The organism is Acinetobacter sp. Ac_5812 (genome assembly GCF_013072695.1).
Classification (GTDB): domain Bacteria; phylum Pseudomonadota; class Gammaproteobacteria; order Pseudomonadales; family Moraxellaceae; genus Acinetobacter.
Map to the genome: position 1 here is coordinate 607,062 of NZ_LXUK01000022.1, position 18,035 is coordinate 625,096.

The following is an 18,035-nucleotide window of genomic DNA, read 5'->3' on the forward strand; positions in this document are numbered from 1 at the left end:
ATGAAACTGGATCAGATCCCTCTCGTTACAGACTAAAGTATACAAATGATTGTTTTTTCTATATAACAAAACATTACTCCTGAAAAATGAGCATATCGAATGGAGTCTGTAAGACTTTTATACGTAAGCAAAATTAAGAATATTGATTCAAATTTAAAAAAAGATTTGATTACAATCCTCGATGAGGCTGTAGATTTCAATTATCGCAATGATATAAAAGGCGTCTTATATTATGGCCATGGCTATTTTGTACAATGCTTAGAAGGTCAAAAGAGTATTATCGATGATTTGTTTTATAACAAGATTGTGAAAGATAAACGCCATATCAATTGTGAAATTCTCTATTACACTGAATGTGAGAATCAATTTTTTTCACAATGGTCTATGAAGTTTTCACCAGTCAACCAGAACATTTCAGACTTTTTCATGAAGTACCATCTAGAAGAATTCAATCCTTACCTGCTGACTGCTGAAACCGTTGAGAAATTTGTTTCTGTTTTAGCTGGTGAACCTGAATATGATGTACAAACATATGTTTCATGAATGAATAAATTATTCATTGAAATTAAATACCTAAAAGTACCCTCTCCAGCTTAATTTTACCAATCGGAATAAAATTTAACAAAAAGAAATTGAATGAATTACCCATTAGTGCTTATATATATTGCGAAGAGGACGACCTCTTTGATCAATTTTCAAGCTTTGGGACGACCTAAAAAATATTATTAATGAGGTGTCGAAATGGCTTGGGCTTATTTAATTTTAGCTGGTATTTTTGAAATCGTATGGGCATATTCGATGAAAATGTCTGATGGTTTTACCAAGCTTACCCCCAGCATTATTACCATTGTATTCATGATTTTAAGCTTCGGTTTACTGGCCGTCGCTATGAAGACCTTGCCCTTAGGCACTGCTTATACGATTTGGGTCGGAATCGGAGCTGTTGGTGCCTTTCTGATTGGAATATTCTTCTTACATGAACCTATGGGTTTTTTACGCCTATTAGCTGCAGCATCTATCGTATTCGGTGTGGTATTGATGAAAGTAACAACACCCTAATGTTTAATATATAAAGCCCTCAATTGAGGGCTATATACTACAGAGTTCAATTCTAATTTTTACTTATTTTAATAGGTATAAAATAAGTAAAAGCCAGATTACAAAGCCAACTGTGAGAATGTAAAGTGCTGTTGTATCAAATTTACGATTCCTATCTGCGGGATTACATAGATTTGAGGTGGTAATGAATTCAGAACCACATTTAGAACACGTCCCTAATCCAATGGTACGCCAAACTTCATAAACCATAGCTGGTATTACAAAGGATATTGTAAACAAAATCGTGATAAAAATATTCCCACGTCTTTTTGACCACCCAACATTTGCGCAGTTATTACATTTAACGCATTTATTCCCCATTCTGTTCCCTTTCTTATGTTTTAAAACTAACATAAGCCCCTAAATTCTTTAGTTAATTTAAAGAAAACATTGATTTAATGCTTCTTTAAATGCTTTTTTGAACCAAAAAATTCTTCAAATATCTATATTTATTTTCTATGACTAAATTTTCTTGTTGTTTATTTTTTGCATTATAACTATTTAATAGAAGAGGTTAATAAAATCAGATAGATGGTAATGTAGTATATATTTCTGTAAGAAATTACAAGTTTTGATCCATGTACAAGGCTTGATCATTTTCTTAAAAACAACACCCTCTCAGCCTCCCGACGGCGAACTAGTCCTTTAAGCACTTTGCCACCACCTTTATTCCAAACCAAAAACTGGTCTGCCGCATCTTGGTAAGCGAGTGCATTCAAATACTTTAACAATGTCGAATTTTTAAAAGCATTGCTGCCGATGTTATATGCTAATGAAACCAGTGCATCGAACTGATTTTGAGAAATTGGAACCTTTACCGCTTCATTTATAGCTTTCTCAAAGCGCTTTAAATCATGTTGAAAAAAAGACTTTGCTTGCTCTAATGTACAACGATCCCCTTGCTTAACTCGAACACCAGTTGGATAAACTGTGGTGCCAAATCCAATAGACCACACACCAACGCCATCGTCATAGGCATGTAGCTTTAAATCCTCAAAGCTTGTAATAAGATTGATACCATAAGCACTTATAGACATTTCAAAATCTATAGCTACACCGACTATATCTACAACATCATAGGCAGTTGCAACATTCATTTGCTTATCTTTAACATCATTCCGTTTTTGAGGGTGCCTAACATCAATGAGCTTGCGGAAATAATCCAAGATAGTCTTCATAATTCCTCACTTACCATTTTCACATCATTCGATCTAACCAAATAAATCCACAATATCATTCATAAAGATTGAAAACCGTATATTAACGCTAAATACATCAAAGCACTGACAATCTTTAACGTTCAACATTTGCATTACATCATCTCTAAGCAATCGATCTAAACGTATTGAATGTAACAATACGCTGAATAATCACAATGTCTCTTTAATCGATATTTTTCAAAGCCTAACAATCAATCTTCATTCAATTGCCTTCAGCCAACATACTAGCTAAAATTACTCTTGCAGGAGCGAGGACTTCCCGATGGATGTATTCGTACTTCACAGGGTTCCTGCCGTTGGGCCAATTTAAAATGGGTCTGCTTCCACAAAGGTAACACCTTGGGAAGCCTAAAGAACGAAGGATGCCGCCCCTAACAGTTTCCTTTGAAGCTGAGTAGGATAAAAGAGTCATGGTCACAGTGAAGTCTTTATTAAGAGCCCAAACTATGGGCTTTTATTTTGTAATCCTTAACAATTTTGCTTTATCATTCAATTTGAAGCTACAGGCTCACCCTTCTAGCTCCACTTTCCATACTTTAAGCTGCATAGTAAATTCAGGGTTATATACAATTAAAAAGCCCACTCAAATGAGTGGGCTTCCCCTTTATTCTTTTGCGCTGAATGAAGGTTATTGTTGTTTAGTTATAATGAAACAACATTGCGAATATAGTAAAAAGTGTGATGTAAATCAACAAATTTATGCTTATTTTAAGAAAATTTTAAAGCTGATCTACATAATGAGTGATTGTAGCTCAGCTTAGGCAAAACTTATTTCTTCTTGTTGAGCTTGGCTATCAGCGCGAGAGAAGCATTAGCTAATCATAAGCACTAGAACTAAAAAAAGTCCAACTCTCGATGAACATTTAAGCGGACTAAACTTATTCTCCAACAGGGACTGACAATTTAAGCTGATTATTTTTTTGCTCTAAAGGCATATGATTTTGCTGGGTAATTTTTTGTTGATAATCTCGGTCTGAAATCACACCTCGATTTCGGGCCTTCTGTAATGAGTTTAATTGTTGCTCATATTCATGTGCATTTAAAGCACGGGTATCATTGTTTTTTAAAAGGTATTGAGATCGTTCAAATGGGCTCATATTAGATGTATTTGAACGAGTTTCATACATCTTCGTCGCATTTACATCACGCTGATTTAGACGATCTTGTTCTTGTTGCTTTGCTGACTCAAAGAAATCAACATGCTCACGACTTTTGATCTCATATTCGGGTGTGTCATTTTTTAAGATTAAAAGTGATGGAGGCTTATTAAACAAATCATCAGCACTATACACTGAAACAGTCACAACTGAATTTATAAGAAATATTAATATTTTTTTCATCAAGTATACTCAATATAAAATAAAGAAAGACAAGGATATATTTTATAATTTCTACACAATTCTTTCAAATTTGAACACTAAAGACCGAATCATCAAGAATCTTGCCGGTAAGCAATTTTATCCATTCTATTGGTACAATACTTATATTTCTCTTCTTTATTTTCAATACTGACCGTATGAACACATGAACAAAAAAGTAGTACTTTGTTATGCTCAATGCTGCTTGGTACATCTACCCCATAACATTTACTGTCAATTTCGCTTAGTCGGGACGCCATAATCCATTTACCTGAATAAAAAGGATAGCCGAGTCCCCCTATAACAATAATGATCAAGATAAGGATAGGAAGGTTAGTCTTAATATATTTCAGCATTTTTCATATTCTTGCTAAAAAGCTTAGCTTTCAATGGCGATTAAGTAATAAATTAGAAAATTAATTTATAAAACCGAATAAATATCAATTAATTATATTTAAATCTCAGACACCTCGCAATCAAAAGATGAGAATTACTTCCAATGCAAGTCCTGTATTCACTATAATAGCCATGCAGGAGCAAGGACTTCCCGATGGTTGGTTGTATTGATACTTCACAGGGTTCCTGCCGTTGGGTCAGTAATTTTACTCCCATTGACACAAGCGGTAATTAATAATTATTTAAATTGATTAAGATAAGCCCGTAGTCAATCGAAAGAACGAAGGACGCCACCCCAAAGGCTCACTATTTAGTGAGCCTTTATTTTTTAATCCACGTTGAATCTTATATTACTCATTCTCAATATTCTGAATAAAGCATTCGCGATCCAATTTTTATGATTTCAAATACATTTACAATTTTCGTTGTTTTATTCTGCAATTGAAAAAAATACAACCCTGAATATCATGTACATTTTATTTTGTTAAAACGTATATGGCAGCAATCAATATATAAGTAAACCTTTAAAAAGAGCGAAATACCATAAAAACAAGCAATTTAATGCACAATAAAAATCATCCTAATCAGTTGTTTTATATAAAATTATAATAAAGCTCTTGATATATAAGGCTTTTCCATATTATAAGGATAAATTATGGAGTAAACTTACACTCGTACCATACAGTTTCATTGAAATTTCATTAATAAACCTTATATTGGTATATACGTAGCGATCAAGCGCCCTATGGATCTACTTCATACAGCATTGATTTATACTTTTTTGATTAGAGGAACACCTCATGAATAAGTTAATGGTTGCGGTTTTTGCTGGCTTAATTACCCTCACAGGTTTTAGTGTACAAGCTGCAACACCAGAACAAGAATGTAAAAAGTTACAGGATGACTCTAACCTGATCTATGCATCTAAAGGATTCTGTTTTAAAGACGCTGATGCTAAAGCGAAGTTTGGTAACGAGAATTGCCATACAACTAAGCCAAAGTTTTCTGATAAAGAACAACAACGTCTTGATGAAATCAAAGCTCGTCAAAAAGAGCTTAACTGCAAATAAGCAGCCAAATATCGTGTTTTAAACGCCCCATTCACTCTCTGATCACGGAGAGTGAATGCTATTATTGAAAAAATAAGCCTATCTAAAGGATGAATCATGGCATACGATGACCAAAATATTTTTGCACGAATCCTTCGTGGTGAATTACCTGCAATCAAAATCTATGAAGATGATCAGGTTCTCGCGTTTATGGATATCATGCCCCAAGCAGATGGTCATGCTTTAGTGATTCCAAAGACACCAGCAGTTACCTTATTGGATCTCCCTGCTGATGCAGCAGCATATACCATCCAAATCGTGCAGAAAATTGCTAAGGCAATGGAGACATCATTAGATGCAAAAGGTATCGTGCTTATACAACTTTCAGGTTCAGCGGCGGGACAAACCGTCCCTCATGTGCATTTTCATCTGATTCCTAGTTCAGTGCATGAACTTGGTCGTCATGCAGTGCAAATGGGTGATCAAGAAAAAATTCAAGCTTTAGCTGAAAAGATCAAAGCTGCACTTTAAGTTTTGATTTTAAAGAAGGCGGAGTTACTACTCCGTTTTTTTGTTTCCTAATTATATAAAAAACAATAAGAAATATAATTATTACCAAATATGAATCGTCATCAAACTGTCATTTATCTTTCACTTCTCTGTCACAAAGTTTACCGATACTGCATACAAGTCAGTGAGCTATGTAACTTTATGTACATAAGCAAGCTCATAACAGTAACTAAGGCATCAGCCATTTACAAAAAGTGTTTTGGAGAAATCTCAATGAAAAAATTGCTTCTTGCTGCTACTGTAGCAACTTTAGCCATGAATGCAGCGCAAGCAGCACCAACATTGTATGGTAAGCTCAATGTGACTTTAGATCAAATTGATAAAAATGGCTTTAAAGACGAAAGCGTTACCAAAGTAAACTCAAACGCTTCACGTATCGGGGTTAAAGGCGAAGAAAAACTAACTGACAATCTTTCAGCAGTTTATTTAGTAGAATGGGGTGTTTCAGCTGATGGCGCTGGTTCAGATACAGACTGGGGCATGCGTAACCGCTTTGTAGGTATTAAATCTGATGGTATTGGTACTTTAAAAGTTGGTCAATATGACTCTTACCTTAAGACTGCTGCAGGCAACAATCAGGATATCTATAACGACCACACTGAACTAGATATGACTAAAGTTCTTGCTGGTGAAGAGCGTTTAAGTAATGTAATTGGTTTTGAAACTGATAAAAAGTTGCTTGGCGGTTTAGCATTTAACATCATGTTCCAACAAGGTGAAGAATCTTCTACAGTTAAAAATGATGCGAAAGGTCAGAAAGGTAGCCGCGATAGCTTTGGTGATGGCGTTTCTACATCAATCACTTATGAAAATAAAGATTTTGGTTTAGCAGCTGCAGTTGCTGGTAACTTTGGTGTAGCAGCGAAATATAATGCATGGGATAAAGAATTAGGTGGTCTTAAAGTTTATTCAGACTCAATTCGTGTAACAGGTTCTTTAGACTTAACACCAGCAGGTGCTGATGGCTTGGTATTTGGTGCATTATGGCAAACTTCTAAGCCAACGGATGATACAGTTGTTGTCGGTGTTGCTCCAGCAGCAGTATCTTTTAAAGGCTTACAAGAAGATGCATATGGTGTAACAGCTGCATATGTAATCCCATCTACCCCAATCAAGTTAAAAGCGGAATATATCTCTGCAACAACTGAGCGTAATGGTCAAAAAGACCGTCAAAACGATTTGTATGGTATAGGTGCAGACTACAATATCAACAAGCAAGCTCGCTTTTATGGTGTTGTTGCTCAGCAAAAGATTGATTGGCAGAAAGACAATAACAAGAAAACAGTTTTCGGTTTAGGTATGGAATATAACTTCTAATCAGAGGTTAAATTCAAATATATAGAAAAAGGGCAATCTGCCCTTTTTCTTTTTGTCTTTTGATAACAGCAATAGTTATCAGAAAAAATTTTTAATGATTTTACGGAAACTTTGAATAACAGGATCTTTGGTTCTGCCTCGCCTAAAAATAAGCGAAAATGGTGCTGTATAACCAAATGTTGTTGGAAGTAGCACTTTTAAACGCTGTTGTTCCACCCAATATTGGGCAAAATGCTCTGGCAAATAACCGATATATTTCCCAGATAATATCAGCACCAACTGCGCCTCCATCGAATCCACTGTGGCAAAAGCATGTTTAAAGCCCTGCTTTGCCAGCTCGGTATGGCTCCAATAACCACGACTGACCATTTTTTCACGCCGAATAATTTCTGCCGTTAGACCTTGCTGCTTATATAAGGGATGCGTGTCACTACAAAACAACCATTGCTGTTCTTTGTGCAAAGCTTGATACATCACGCCATTCATCTTTAGAAAAAAAGATCCAATCGCAACATCAAAACGATTTTCCAAAATCCCCATTTGCAACTCATAGGGAGATTGCACCTGCAACTTAATATAAACATTCGGATTCTGTTCTGAAAACTGTTGGATGATTTGATCTAAAGGGATATTTCGATCTGTCACCATGGAATCCAGCATCCCTATTTTAATGGTACCTGTCAGTTCGCCCTTGATCTGTGCAGTGTGTCTAGAAAAATTTTCTAACTCATTCAGTATGCGCTTGGCTTCCTGAAAAAACATTTCACCTTTTTGAGTTATTGCAAAACCACCACGTCCACGTTCACATAACTTAAAACCGACCATATGTTCCAATTGGGTCATATAGGTACTGATTGCCGAGGTTGATAGATTAAGTTCTTGCTGGGCATTTGCAAAACCTTGATTCTTCACAATACTGACAAAAATTCGAACTAACTTGATATCCATATGTGTCATGGCTTTTATCTCAATTTTCCCTCTGCCTCACTTCATCTTAAAACATTCTTGTAAAACTTAGTTTAGAAAAATCAAAACTAAGTTTTTAAAAAATAGGATTTAACCCTGTTCCGAGCTGATCAATAAATAAGAAAAAGGAGAAGCAAATGAACAAGCGTTTAAATCAACCGCTCGGTGGCAATGAAATGCCGCGTTTTGGTGGCATTGCCTCAATGTTACGCCTACCAATTGTCGATAATGATGCAGGTTTGGCTGAACTGGATGCGGCCTTTATTGGGATTCCTCTAGACATTGGGACATCTTTACGGTCAGGTACCCGTTTTGGCCCTCGGCAAATCCGTGCCGAATCGGTCATGATTCGCCCATATAACATGGCAACTGGCGCAGCACCATTTGATTCACTCAATGTGGCTGATATTGGTGATGTCCCGATCAATACCTTTAATTTAACCGAAGCGGTACGCATTATCGAAGAGCACTACGATCGTGTACTGACCCATCCGATTATTCCGCTCACCATTGGCGGTGATCATACGCTGACCCTGCCTATCCTACGTGCAATCCATAAAAAACATGGACCCGTAGGTTTGGTTCATATCGATGCACATGCTGACGTCAATGATGAAATGTTTGGTGAAAAAGTTGCACATGGCACCACCTTTCGACGTGCTGCCGAAGAAGGACTGCTTGATTGTCAGCGTGTTGTGCAAATTGGTTTACGGGCTCAAGGCTATAGTGCAGATGACTTTAACTGGAGTCGACGACAAGGCTTTCGGGTCGTTCAAGCAGAAGAATGCTGGCATAAATCGCTCACTCCTTTAATGCAGGAAGTGAGAGCACAAGTTGCTGGAGGGCCTGTGTATTTATCCTTTGATATTGATGGGATTGATCCTGCTTGGGCACCAGGTACAGGAACTCCTGAAATTGGTGGCTTGACCACAATTCAAGCCATGGAAATTATTCGGGGCTGTCAGGGCCTAGACTTGATTGGATGTGATTTGGTTGAAGTCTCACCACCCTACGACACTACAGGAAATACCTCATTGCTTGGTGCGAATTTACTGTATGAAATGTTATGCGTCCTCCCAGGAGTGAAAATACGCAAATAAATTTCCGCGATAAAACAAGAAAAACATATGGATAAAAATAGGTCGAGATGGAATGAAAAAAGATCAATCAAAACGGGCTGCGGCAGCAGCCTTCGTTGGAACAACTATCGAGTTTTATGACTTTTATGTTTACGCCACGGCTGCAGCTCTTGTACTTGGTTTGGTATTTTTCCCTGAAACCGATCCAGTAACAGGCACATTGGCGGCTTTTGCAACCTTTGCTGTCGGTTTTATTGCCAGACCGATTGCTGCTGTTATTTTTGGACATTTAGGCGATAAATTAGGTCGCAAAAAAATGCTGCTATTTACCATGCTGCTGATGGGACTGGCGACCACTGGCATTGGTTTGATCCCCAGTTATCACCACATTGGCGTTTGGGCACCCGTTTTGTTGATTATGTTGCGCTTTTTGCAAGGCTTGTCAGTCGGTGGTGAATGGGGTGGCGCAGTGTTAATGGCCAGCGAACATGCTCCTGCCCATAAAAAAACTTTTTTTGCTTCTTTTGCGCAAATGGGCAGTCCAGCAGGTTTGATCTTGTGCCTTTTGGTCTTTAAAGGGATTACGTCTTTGGATGAACAAGCTTTACTTAGCTGGGGCTGGCGGGTGCCCTTTTTACTCAGCTTTGTATTTATGCTGATTGGGCTAGCCATCCGTCTAGGGGTTGAAGAATCCCCTGAATTCCAACAGATGCAAGCCAAGCAAGCAATAGCCAAATACCCTGTAAAAGAGTTGCTTAAAAACTATTGGCCGCAAGTGGTTTTTGCTGGACTGGCGATTACCATTGGGACAGCGGGTTTCTTTTTCACCAATACCTTCATGATTAGCTATGTCACCCAATATATGGGTATCGACCGCCCCACGATATTAGATGCATTGTTTTGGGTCACCCTATTTGAATTTTTAGCCATGCCAATTGCTGCTTGGTATGCCAGTAAAGTGGGGACACATCGTTTTTTATTCTGGGCAGCAATGCTCTGCATCGTTATTCCTTATCCAATGTTTATGCTGGTGAGTACCAAAAACATCTATTTCATCGTGTTGGGTATTACGCTCGCGGTCATTGCGCTGTCTTCTTTGTATGCCGTTGTCGCTGGCTTTATGGCGGAAGCATTTCCTGCACATGTGCGTTATTCAGGTATTTCCATTTCCTATCAAATGATTGCGGCAATCACCAGTGGCACGACACCCATCATTGGAACTGTGTTGGCCCAACATTATGCAGGTCAATGGCTACCTTTAGCCTTTTTATTTAGTTTCCTTTCGCTGCTCTCTCTCATCGGCATCTGTGGCATTACCCGTTTAAGACAGCACAATCTATCACGAGAACAATCCAAACAAAAACAATCAAGCGCTAAACAAGCCGCTTAATGGATGAGCAAACAAGAAAGTCTGAATCTGATAAATGGATATTAAGAGTAGCGTATTATGCAAAGAGATCGTTCTAAACAGATTACAACAATTGAAAGCTTTGGCATCGAAGAAATACCAGCTCATGCTCGTAGTGCAATGCCATTTGATCTATTTCGTTTAAGTTTTGGTGGTGCTAATACCTTTTCGACCTGTGTCTTAGGCAGCTTCCCGATTGTATTTGGCCTCTCTTTTCAAGCTGGATTCTGGGCAATCTTGTGCGGAGTTATCTTAGGGGCCTGTATCTTAGCACCAATGGGAATTTTTGGTGCGCGTACAGGAACCAATAACGCCGTGGCTTCTGGCGCCCATTTTGGTGTCCGTGGCAGAATCGTCGGTTCGTTTTTATCCTTACTCACTGCCATTGCCTTCTTTTCACTCTCCGTTTGGAGTTCTGGCGATGCACTGATTGGCGCAACTGAGCGACTGTTTGACAGTTCTTATCAAAGTAATTGGCTATATGGATTGGTCTATAGCGGCTTTGCCTTAGTGGTACTGATTATTTGTATCTATGGCTTTCGCTTTATGCTGCTGGTGAACCGAGTGGCTGTGATCGCCTCTAGCCTGTTATTCTTTTTAGGTCTGTTTGCTTTTTCCAAGCAATTTGATTCAACTTACGCAGGACAAATTCAACTCGGACAAGCTGGATTTTGGGCGGCTTTCATGAGTGCTGCATTGATTGCATTCAGTAATCCAATTTCCTTCGGAACTTTCTTAGGTGGCTGGTCACGTTATATTCCAAAGGAAACAGCTTCATCTAAAATCATGGCAGCCGTGTTTGCATCCCAACTTGCAACCCTCATTCCCTTTCTTTTTGGCCTAGTCACCGCCAGCATTGTTGCTAGTAGTACTCCCGTATTTATCGAACAAAATAATTACATCGCTGGGCTGATTCAGATTGCACCTGCTTGGTATTTTATTCCTCTGTGTCTGATTGCACTGATTGGTGGGTTATCTACTGGAACGACAGCCTTATACGGTACAGGTTTAGACATGTCGAGTCTTTTTCCAAAATCGCTTACACGTGTTAAAGCCACCATCTGGGTTGGCCTATTGTCCATCCTGTTCATTTTTCTAGGTCGTTTTGCAGCGAATCTGACTCAAAGCGTCATGACTTTTGCCACCCTAATTGTGGTGTGTACCAGCCCATGGATTATCATTATGATTATCGGATTTGTCACCCGTAAAGGTTACTATAAAAATGATGATTTACAGGTGTTTGCAAATGGTCTAAAAGGTGGTGCTTACTGGTTTCATCATGGTTGGAATTGGCGTGGCATCATCGCATGGATTCCAAGCGCGCTTATCGGCCTATGCTTTGTGAATTTACCAGATCAGTTCATTGGTATTTAGGGGTATGTATTCAACGGTCTTGATCTGAGTTTACCGATCAGTATTACACTCGCAGCACTGCTTTATATTTCACTGCTCAAACTATTCCCTGAACCAAGTACTGTATACAAAGCAACATCTAGTGTGAAAAAGACCAAGCAGCAATGTAATCGATCATTGGTGTCAGAATAGCAATGATGCAGATATTTAACTTAGAAAAAAGCCTGCTCAAGAGAACAGGCTTTTTCGCATCGGATTTTTTACTTTTTAAGGAAACCACTCACCAAATTCAACACTTGCTGAATATCTTGGTTGGCTTCTTGTGGATTGGTACTGCTACCTTGCGGTGTTAAAGAATCAATCACTTGCGGTAATACTGAAGCAATTGCACCATAAATCGCTTGTTTCGGTGCTTGAGTTTGTTGTGCAACTTGTTCTACATCTTGGTCATCAAATAAACTTTGAATATTTTGCTCTGGCACATCTTGTGCATTTTGTTGCTGTGGATCTACCCAGCTTTGCACTTGATTCGATAAACCCGCATTTTTTAGTTTATCCAATGCACCTTGTAAACCGCCTTGTTTTTGAATCCAAGCTAACACCAATGGTAAAACTGCAATCAATAAAGTTTGTGCGGTATTACCACCAGTTGCATTACTTTGGGTTGAAGTATTTCCACCACCCAATTGCCCTAAAACTGAACCCAAGATACCACCCAAGCCGCCTTGCTGGCTTTGGGTATTTTGCTGCTGCCCACCAAGTTGACCTAAAACAGAACCTAAAATTCCACCTAAACCACCCGTTTGGCCTGATTGTTGCTGACCGCCTAAAGCTTGCTTTGCTAAAATTTCAACAATGTTGGTTAAATCAGTCATGACTTAAACTTTCCTTTGGAATTATTTATGCAAAAAGCATACGCTGCTTTGAAAGCACAAAACAAAGTTAAATTGTTAAATTTTGCAAGAACTTGCAACTCTTTCCAGCCTGATTATTTTACCAGCGGAATTTATTCCAATTCTCAGGATTCGCCCAGAACTTGGAGTTAAACCAGTCAGGTACATGCTTATAAGTCAAAATATTAAATTGCCATAAAGCAAAATCACTGCCGTGTGTGGTTTTATCAATCAATTGAGTAAAGCCAAGCGAACGCAATAATTTTTCATCGCCCAGTTTACTGACCACGACAATTCGTTTAGCCATCAGGTCACGTAACTTCACCAACAGCTGTGATTTTTGCGTTTCGGTGATGTTTTGCATTTCTTCTGTATCAAATAATACAAAACCTAAATCATAACGCTGCGTAAATGGCAGACTTAAAAAGTCAGTTACGCTAAAATAATGCCATTGAATTGAAGCATTTTGGTCAATCTGCTGACCTATACAAAGTGCAGTATGAATGGGCTGTTCTTGAGATAAATCGTCTAGCATAGAAGTGATGACATTTTGTTCAGCCATAACTGCAACCCTTGATTGAAAAGATGAGAGTTTATTAATGGAACTACAAGGCATTTGTCATAAAATGCATGCAGCGCTCAAAACGCATAGTGTAACTGATCAATCAACAAGCAAGGCAAATGTTGAATATAAATTTATATTAGATCGTTCAGAAACTGACCTTCCTTTTGTTTTAGGTCAAGAAATTGAGATCGAATGGACGGGCAATATCTTTTGTACCTCTTGTGGCGCAAAAACACCGAAGTCTTATTCGCAGGGTCATTGTTTTAAATGTTTTAAAACCAAGGCCGAATGTGACCTGTGCATTATGAAACCTGAAACCTGCCATTATCACTTGGGAACCTGTCGTGAAGACCAGTTCGCACATGATGTTTGTTTCCAACCACATATTGTGTATTTGGCCAATTCAAGTGCCTTAAAGATCGGGATTACCCGTATTGTCAATATGCCGACCCGTTGGTTAGATCAAGGGGCAACCCAAGCTTTACCCATTATGAAAGTCGGTTCACGTCGTTTGTCTGGGCATTTGGAAACGTTAATTGGTACACAAATCGCAGATAAAACCGACTGGCGCAAATTGCTGAAAGGTGAAGCTGAACCGTTAAATCTGCTTGAGCAACGTGATCAAATTCTTGAAGAATTCGCTCCGAAAATTCAAAGCATCCGTGAAGAATTCAATCAAAACCTTGAATTTAACGAGAGCTTGGAATTCTTGGAAGATGAAACGCCGCGTGAATTTATCTATCCAGTTGAGCATTATCCTGAAAAGATTAAATCGCTGAATTTGGATAAAACGCCTAAAATTCGCGGTGTATTGCAAGGGATCAAAGGCCAATACTTATTATTTGATATTGGTGTGATCAATATTCGTAAATATACAGGTTATGAACTGATCCTTCGTGCCTGAAGGATATGCATAAAAAAGGTGGCTTAATCGCCACCTTTTTATTTAGCCTGCATTCAGGCAATTAAGAATCGCCTGTACTGGATCTTCAGTATTACCTGAGATCAACTGTTTATGCATGCTCAAATGTTGCATCATTTGGATATGCGCCGTTTCATGATCCATTAATTTTTCAATTTCAGTGGCTAAATGCTGAGGCGTTGCATCGGCCTGAATCAGTTCCTCAATCACTTTCTTGCCCGCAATAATGTTTGGCAATGAATAGTATGGAATTTTGACCATAAATTTCGCAATCAGATAGGTCAACCAATTCAACTTATAAAAAGTCACCATTGGACGATGCAATAACATTGCTTCAAGAGTCGCCGTACCAGAAGCCAAAGCGACGATATCACTGGCATTCATCACCATACGGCCAATTTTTGACTCGGCATCGCTATTTTCCAGTACATGAATTTTAGATTTCAGGCTGGTATCTAGATTTTGAATGCCCTGTTCAATCTGATGCTTGCGCGCATCATTAATTGCGGGGATTAAAAACTCCAGATCAGGATGCTTCCGATGAAGAATTTCAGCAGCACCTGTGAGCAGTGGCAGCAATCGTTCAATTTCACCACGGCGACTTCCAGGTAATAAAGCAATATGGGTTTTATGCGCAGACAAGCCTAATTGATGCTTGGCTTCAGTAATTGGATTTTTTAACGGTAGTTGCTTTGCCAATGGATGCCCAACAAAGGCAGCGGCAACCTCATAATTTTCATAAAAGGTTTTTTCAAATGGAAATAAACAAAGTACCAAGTCAATACTGCGTTTAATTCCATGAACACGACCTTGGCGCCACGCCCAGACCGACGGGCTGACATATTGCACAGTTTTTATCGGTAACTGTTTTTCTTTAATAGTTTTAGATAGGCGTAAATTAAAATCGGGCGCATCAATACCAATAAAGATATCAACGGGATGCCCAGTCCAACGTTCAACTAGACCATCACGCACAGCAAACAGCTTTTTTAAATCTTTAAGGACTTCAACAATTCCCATCACCGAAAGAATTTCCATCGGATAATAACTGTGAAATCCCTCTGCAATCATTTGTGGGCCACCAATCCCCTCAAATTCAGCATCGATGCCCTGTTCGCGAAAACTGCGCATGAGTTTCACTCCTAGAGTATCTCCAGAAACTTCCCCCACCACGATACCAATTTTTAGTTTTTGCTTTAACAAGACCTACGCCCCACAGAAATGTTTAAATGATTCTAACAGAATGATTTTACATCGAATCACCCTACACCGTGCAAATTGTTCATGATTGGTGAACATCAGTTCTGATCTAAGATGACATTTATTATTCAAAATACAATCTAGATTTACGATGAATGAAGAATTGATTGAGATTCAGCTAAGACTTAATATAAACAAGAATCATTTCCATACGTGATCTATTTCTCCCTTCTTTTGCTTCAAGACCCTTTATGGCTAAATCTGCATCTGTTTCGCTTGTCTATCGACTGAGCATTTTCTATCGCTTTGTACTGAGCTTTGTTCTTGGCTACGTGTGCATGATGTATTTGAGCCTTGGACTTGGTTCATTGTTTAGCCATTTATTAGACAAGGCAGAGGCAATCTATCTTGCGGCCTTTATTTCAATTCTCTTTTATCTGGCCTTTATCATTTTGAGTTTTTGTACGCATTCATTGATCAAACTCAGCTTGATCAGTCTGGTTTTGACTGGCGCATTGTTTGGCTTATCTGTGGGTTTAAATTAAAAATGCAAAATAAAGGTGTTCGCCAATCAATGGCATGGTTGCATGCGTGGACAGGCTTAATTTTTGGCTGGCTTTTATTTGCCATTTTTTTAATGGGCACCAGCTCCTATTATCGACATCAGATTAATCTATGGATGCAGCCACAACTGGCGCAATATCAAGTCAATCAAGATACAGCGATTCGTACAGCAACGGATTATTTAGCTAAAAATGCGGCTGATGCCAAATCTTGGTATCTCAATATTGCCAATCATGAAGAACCCGTCAATAAAATGTATTGGCAACAAGCCAGCGGCGGCTATGAAAGCCGTAGTTTAGATGCCAATACAGGGCAAGAGCTAAAACTCTCAGCGACCCAAGGCGGAGATTTCTTTTATAATTTCCACTTTCAGCTCTATGGTGTTCCCATCATGGTCGGACGGCTGATTGCCTGTCTCGCTGCCTTTATTATGCTGGTTGCCTTGGTGTCAGGTATCATTACACATAAGAAGATCTTTACCGATTTCTTTACTCTCAGAACATTTAAATCGCAACGCTCATGGTTGGACTTCCATAATGTCTCTTCTGTACTGGCATTGCCATTTTTCCTGACCATTACCTTTACAGGCTTGGCGATTTTCTTTTATCTGTACTTGCCTTGGGGCATGCAAAAGCTTTATCCAGAGAATCCTTTTCAATATTTTACTGAGATCAGAACCACTGAAAAAAGTACAACGCATCAAGCTGAACCTAAAAAAGCGGAAATGTTACCGATTGGCAGCTTATTAGAAAAAGTAAAACAACAATGGGGAGATCAAGCCTTAGCATCGATTGAGGTCAAAAATCCCAATACAGACCAAGCCATCATTACCTTTAAGCAATTAGAAGATCGTTCGATTAGCTTAAATCAGGCACAAATTACCTTTGATGGTCAAGGTCATGTATTGGCGAATACCCGAAATGAAAGTGCTGTTGCGACCTTAAATGCAGGTGTTTATGGCCTACATATGGCGACTTTTGCTCAGCCGATACTGCGCTTCGCTTTCTTTTGCTCAGGCATTCTGGGATGTTTGATGATTGCGTCTGGCCTATTACTGTGGAGCTTAAAACGTCAGATTCAAAATAAATCGAATCAATTTCATTTCGGCTATTATCTGGTGGATCGTTTAAATGTTGCAGCCTTTGTCGGCCTTCCTACGGCAATGCTCGGCTATCTATTCGCCAATCGATTGGTCCATATCACTGAAACCACCCCTAACTATGAAATTTATACCTTTTTCAGCGTATGGGGACTGAGCTTTATCATCGCTTTATTGACCCAAAAACAATATTTATGGAAATCACAGATTTGTATCTTCGGATTGATTGCTTTGATTCTACCGATCTCTAACTTGGTGTACTTGATTCAACATCAGTTAATCACTGATTTACACAGCTATTGGATATTCTTGCGAATTGATTTGTTTCTGTTGGTCTGTGCCCTATTTGCCGTGTTTATTTTTAGAAATATTCAGCCGATTCAAGAGAAATCCGCTCAGAAAATTAAAAGCAAGTTGGCAAAGCAACAAGAGGTTAAAGCATGATTCTGTTGAGCCTTGTTTTGACCCTCATCGGGATGTTGTTACTCTATAAATGTAGCGCCAAGCAAATCAGTAAAGCCAAACAACAGGTTTTCATTCGCTATCAAACACACCTTAGAGTCTTAGCTTATGTCTGCTTTTTGATTGCAGGTAGCTTGCTTTGTTTAGAGTATGGTAGTTCGATTGGCTTTATCAGTTGGTGGATCTTTGCCACACCAGTGACCTTTATATTGGTGTTATCAGTGAATGAGTTAAAACCCACTAAAAAACTAAAATGATTTTGCTATAACAGCTATCCTCAACTTCTGCCAAGGATAGCTTTATTACTTAAAAATTAATGCCCGTGATGGCTATGATCTTCCTGAGAAGCCGTTTTGTCTTTGTCATCACAACATTTCATCTTTTTTTCACAGCACTCTTTTTTTATGGTGGCCTCTTTTTCTTTACAGCAATCACTAGTAGCAAAAGCAGGTACAGTAGCGGTCAATAGAAGCGTTGAAAGCAATACAGTTTTAATATTAAACATCATCATGTCCT

19 protein-coding genes and 1 pseudogene are annotated in these 18,035 nt (G+C 38.7%); 12 read left to right on the top strand and 8 right to left on the bottom strand.

Annotated elements, in window-relative coordinates:
• Positions 1 to 99 precede the first annotated feature (99 nt).
• The gene (locus A7P55_RS16340) at positions 100 to 543 is read left to right on the top strand and encodes a BLUF domain-containing protein (protein WP_171552921.1); all 444 of its coding nucleotides are present in this window, start codon (positions 100 to 102) and stop codon (positions 541 to 543) included.
• Between the two features lie 198 nt (positions 544 to 741).
• Positions 742 to 1,059: a multidrug efflux SMR transporter gene (locus tag A7P55_RS16345; protein ID WP_004807239.1), complete on the top strand. Its 318-nt coding sequence runs from the start codon at positions 742 to 744 to the stop codon at positions 1,057 to 1,059.
• Between the two features lie 632 nt (positions 1,060 to 1,691).
• On the opposite strand, the gene A7P55_RS16350 is transcribed toward A7P55_RS16345, so the two are convergent.
• The 3 genes from A7P55_RS16350 to A7P55_RS22665 all read right to left on the bottom strand — a co-directional run bounded on the left by A7P55_RS16350 (position 1,692) and on the right by A7P55_RS22665 (position 4,032).
• Positions 1,692 to 2,276, bottom strand: a complete 585-nt coding sequence (locus tag A7P55_RS16350) for a lysozyme (RefSeq protein WP_171552922.1) — start codon at positions 2,274 to 2,276, stop codon at positions 1,692 to 1,694.
• A 920-nt stretch (positions 2,277 to 3,196) separates the two neighbouring features.
• Entirely contained in the window at positions 3,197 to 3,658 is a 462-nt protein-coding gene (locus A7P55_RS16355; protein WP_171552923.1) for a hypothetical protein, read from the bottom strand.
• A 92-nt stretch (positions 3,659 to 3,750) separates the two neighbouring features.
• Positions 3,751 to 4,032, bottom strand: coding sequence for a hypothetical protein (locus A7P55_RS22665; protein ID WP_252727874.1), 282 nt, complete (start codon positions 4,030 to 4,032; stop codon positions 3,751 to 3,753).
• 840 nt (positions 4,033 to 4,872) lie between these two features.
• Here A7P55_RS22665 and A7P55_RS16360 point away from each other — a divergent pair.
• The 3 genes from A7P55_RS16360 (at position 4,873) to A7P55_RS16370 (ending at position 7,008) form a co-directional block, all read left to right on the top strand.
• Positions 4,873 to 5,142: a YARHG domain-containing protein gene (locus A7P55_RS16360; RefSeq protein ID WP_004807247.1), complete on the top strand. Its 270-nt coding sequence runs from the start codon at positions 4,873 to 4,875 to the stop codon at positions 5,140 to 5,142.
• A 96-nt stretch (positions 5,143 to 5,238) separates the two neighbouring features.
• Positions 5,239 to 5,652: an HIT family protein gene (locus A7P55_RS16365; RefSeq protein WP_171552924.1), complete on the top strand. Its 414-nt coding sequence runs from the start codon at positions 5,239 to 5,241 to the stop codon at positions 5,650 to 5,652.
• A 252-nt stretch (positions 5,653 to 5,904) separates the two neighbouring features.
• Entirely contained in the window at positions 5,905 to 7,008 is a 1,104-nt protein-coding gene (locus A7P55_RS16370) for a porin (RefSeq protein WP_171552925.1), read from the top strand.
• 78 nt (positions 7,009 to 7,086) lie between these two features.
• On the opposite strand, the gene A7P55_RS16375 is transcribed toward A7P55_RS16370, so the two are convergent.
• Positions 7,087 to 7,965, bottom strand: a complete 879-nt coding sequence (locus tag A7P55_RS16375; RefSeq protein WP_171552926.1) for a LysR family transcriptional regulator — start codon at positions 7,963 to 7,965, stop codon at positions 7,087 to 7,089.
• A 146-nt stretch (positions 7,966 to 8,111) separates the two neighbouring features.
• On the opposite strand from A7P55_RS16375, the gene speB reads away from it, so the two are divergent.
• The 3 genes and pseudogenes from speB to A7P55_RS16390 all read left to right on the top strand — a co-directional run bounded on the left by speB (position 8,112) and on the right by A7P55_RS16390 (position 12,006).
• Positions 8,112 to 9,074: an agmatinase gene (gene speB / locus A7P55_RS16380; RefSeq protein ID WP_171552927.1), complete on the top strand. Its 963-nt coding sequence runs from the start codon at positions 8,112 to 8,114 to the stop codon at positions 9,072 to 9,074.
• 52 nt (positions 9,075 to 9,126) lie between these two features.
• Complete coding sequence (locus A7P55_RS16385) at positions 9,127 to 10,443, top strand: MFS transporter (protein WP_171552928.1); 1,317 nt, start codon at positions 9,127 to 9,129, stop codon at positions 10,441 to 10,443.
• Between the two features lie 57 nt (positions 10,444 to 10,500).
• Positions 10,501 to 12,006, top strand: a pseudogene (locus A7P55_RS16390) (cytosine permease).
• Positions 12,007 to 12,074: 68 nt separating this feature from the next.
• Here A7P55_RS16390 and A7P55_RS16395 read toward each other — a convergent pair.
• Both A7P55_RS16395 and A7P55_RS16400 read right to left on the bottom strand, forming a co-directional pair.
• On the bottom strand, positions 12,075 to 12,689 hold the full coding sequence (locus tag A7P55_RS16395; RefSeq protein WP_005315636.1) for a YidB family protein: 615 nt from the start codon (positions 12,687 to 12,689) through the stop codon (positions 12,075 to 12,077).
• A gap of 118 nt (positions 12,690 to 12,807) precedes the next feature.
• Positions 12,808 to 13,269: a DUF6231 family protein gene (locus A7P55_RS16400; RefSeq protein ID WP_016540206.1), complete on the bottom strand. Its 462-nt coding sequence runs from the start codon at positions 13,267 to 13,269 to the stop codon at positions 12,808 to 12,810.
• A gap of 37 nt (positions 13,270 to 13,306) precedes the next feature.
• Here A7P55_RS16400 and A7P55_RS16405 point away from each other — a divergent pair, with 37 nt between their 5' ends.
• Positions 13,307 to 14,176, top strand: coding sequence for a DUF2797 domain-containing protein (locus A7P55_RS16405; protein ID WP_004653389.1), 870 nt, complete (start codon positions 13,307 to 13,309; stop codon positions 14,174 to 14,176).
• Between the two features lie 42 nt (positions 14,177 to 14,218).
• On the opposite strand, the gene lpxB is transcribed toward A7P55_RS16405, so the two are convergent.
• A complete protein-coding gene (lpxB, locus tag A7P55_RS16410; protein WP_171552929.1) occupies positions 14,219 to 15,397 on the bottom strand; it encodes a lipid-A-disaccharide synthase in 1,179 nt (392 codons plus the stop codon).
• 248 nt (positions 15,398 to 15,645) lie between these two features.
• On the opposite strand from lpxB, the gene A7P55_RS16415 reads away from it, so the two are divergent.
• From A7P55_RS16415 to A7P55_RS16425, 3 genes are read left to right on the top strand one after another with little or no spacing between them, the layout of a single operon-like run.
• Positions 15,646 to 15,939 (top strand): hypothetical protein, encoded by a 294-nt coding sequence (locus A7P55_RS16415; RefSeq protein ID WP_171552930.1) that lies wholly within the window; start codon positions 15,646 to 15,648, stop codon positions 15,937 to 15,939.
• Positions 15,940 to 15,941: 2 nt separating this feature from the next.
• Entirely contained in the window at positions 15,942 to 17,501 is a 1,560-nt protein-coding gene (locus tag A7P55_RS16420) for a PepSY-associated TM helix domain-containing protein (protein ID WP_171552931.1), read from the top strand.
• Entirely contained in the window at positions 17,498 to 17,776 is a 279-nt protein-coding gene (locus A7P55_RS16425) for a DUF1634 domain-containing protein (protein WP_171552932.1), read from the top strand. The genes A7P55_RS16420 and A7P55_RS16425 overlap by 4 nt, the downstream gene beginning before the upstream one ends.
• Positions 17,777 to 17,832: 56 nt before the next feature.
• Here A7P55_RS16425 and A7P55_RS16430 read toward each other — a convergent pair whose 3' ends face one another.
• The gene (locus tag A7P55_RS16430) at positions 17,833 to 18,024 is read right to left on the bottom strand and encodes a hypothetical protein (RefSeq protein WP_171552933.1); all 192 of its coding nucleotides are present in this window, start codon (positions 18,022 to 18,024) and stop codon (positions 17,833 to 17,835) included.
• Between the last annotated feature and the right edge of the window lie 11 nt (positions 18,025 to 18,035).

What these genes read in the sequence shown, in the direction of transcription:
- A7P55_RS16360 (WP_004807247.1), top strand. Translation starts at nt 4,873, where the DNA reads ATGAATAAGTTAATGGTTGCGGTTTTTGCTGGCTTAATTACCCTCACA.
- A7P55_RS16370 (WP_171552925.1), top strand. Translation starts at nt 5,905, where the DNA reads ATGAAAAAATTGCTTCTTGCTGCTACTGTAGCAACTTTAGCCATGAAT.
- A7P55_RS16365 (WP_171552924.1), top strand. Translation starts at nt 5,239, where the DNA reads ATGGCATACGATGACCAAAATATTTTTGCACGAATCCTTCGTGGTGAA.
- A7P55_RS16415 (WP_171552930.1), top strand. Translation starts at nt 15,646, where the DNA reads ATGGCTAAATCTGCATCTGTTTCGCTTGTCTATCGACTGAGCATTTTC.
- A7P55_RS16400 (WP_016540206.1), bottom strand. Translation starts at nt 13,269, where the DNA reads ATGGCTGAACAAAATGTCATCACTTCTATGCTAGACGATTTATCTCAA.
- A7P55_RS16345 (WP_004807239.1), top strand. Translation starts at nt 742, where the DNA reads ATGGCTTGGGCTTATTTAATTTTAGCTGGTATTTTTGAAATCGTATGG.
- A7P55_RS16405 (WP_004653389.1), top strand. Translation starts at nt 13,307, where the DNA reads ATGGAACTACAAGGCATTTGTCATAAAATGCATGCAGCGCTCAAAACG.
- A7P55_RS16375 (WP_171552926.1), bottom strand. Translation starts at nt 7,965, where the DNA reads ATGACACATATGGATATCAAGTTAGTTCGAATTTTTGTCAGTATTGTG.
- A7P55_RS16430 (WP_171552933.1), bottom strand. Translation starts at nt 18,024, where the DNA reads ATGTTTAATATTAAAACTGTATTGCTTTCAACGCTTCTATTGACCGCT.
- A7P55_RS16395 (WP_005315636.1), bottom strand. Translation starts at nt 12,689, where the DNA reads ATGACTGATTTAACCAACATTGTTGAAATTTTAGCAAAGCAAGCTTTA.
- A7P55_RS16340 (WP_171552921.1), top strand. Translation starts at nt 100, where the DNA reads ATGGAGTCTGTAAGACTTTTATACGTAAGCAAAATTAAGAATATTGAT.
- A7P55_RS16355 (WP_171552923.1), bottom strand. Translation starts at nt 3,658, where the DNA reads ATGAAAAAAATATTAATATTTCTTATAAATTCAGTTGTGACTGTTTCA.
- speB (WP_171552927.1), top strand. Translation starts at nt 8,112, where the DNA reads ATGAACAAGCGTTTAAATCAACCGCTCGGTGGCAATGAAATGCCGCGT.
- A7P55_RS16420 (WP_171552931.1), top strand. Translation starts at nt 15,942, where the DNA reads ATGCAAAATAAAGGTGTTCGCCAATCAATGGCATGGTTGCATGCGTGG.
- A7P55_RS16385 (WP_171552928.1), top strand. Translation starts at nt 9,127, where the DNA reads ATGAAAAAAGATCAATCAAAACGGGCTGCGGCAGCAGCCTTCGTTGGA.
- A7P55_RS16350 (WP_171552922.1), bottom strand. Translation starts at nt 2,276, where the DNA reads ATGAAGACTATCTTGGATTATTTCCGCAAGCTCATTGATGTTAGGCAC.
- A7P55_RS16425 (WP_171552932.1), top strand. Translation starts at nt 17,498, where the DNA reads ATGATTCTGTTGAGCCTTGTTTTGACCCTCATCGGGATGTTGTTACTC.
- A7P55_RS22665 (WP_252727874.1), bottom strand. Translation starts at nt 4,032, where the DNA reads ATGCTGAAATATATTAAGACTAACCTTCCTATCCTTATCTTGATCATT.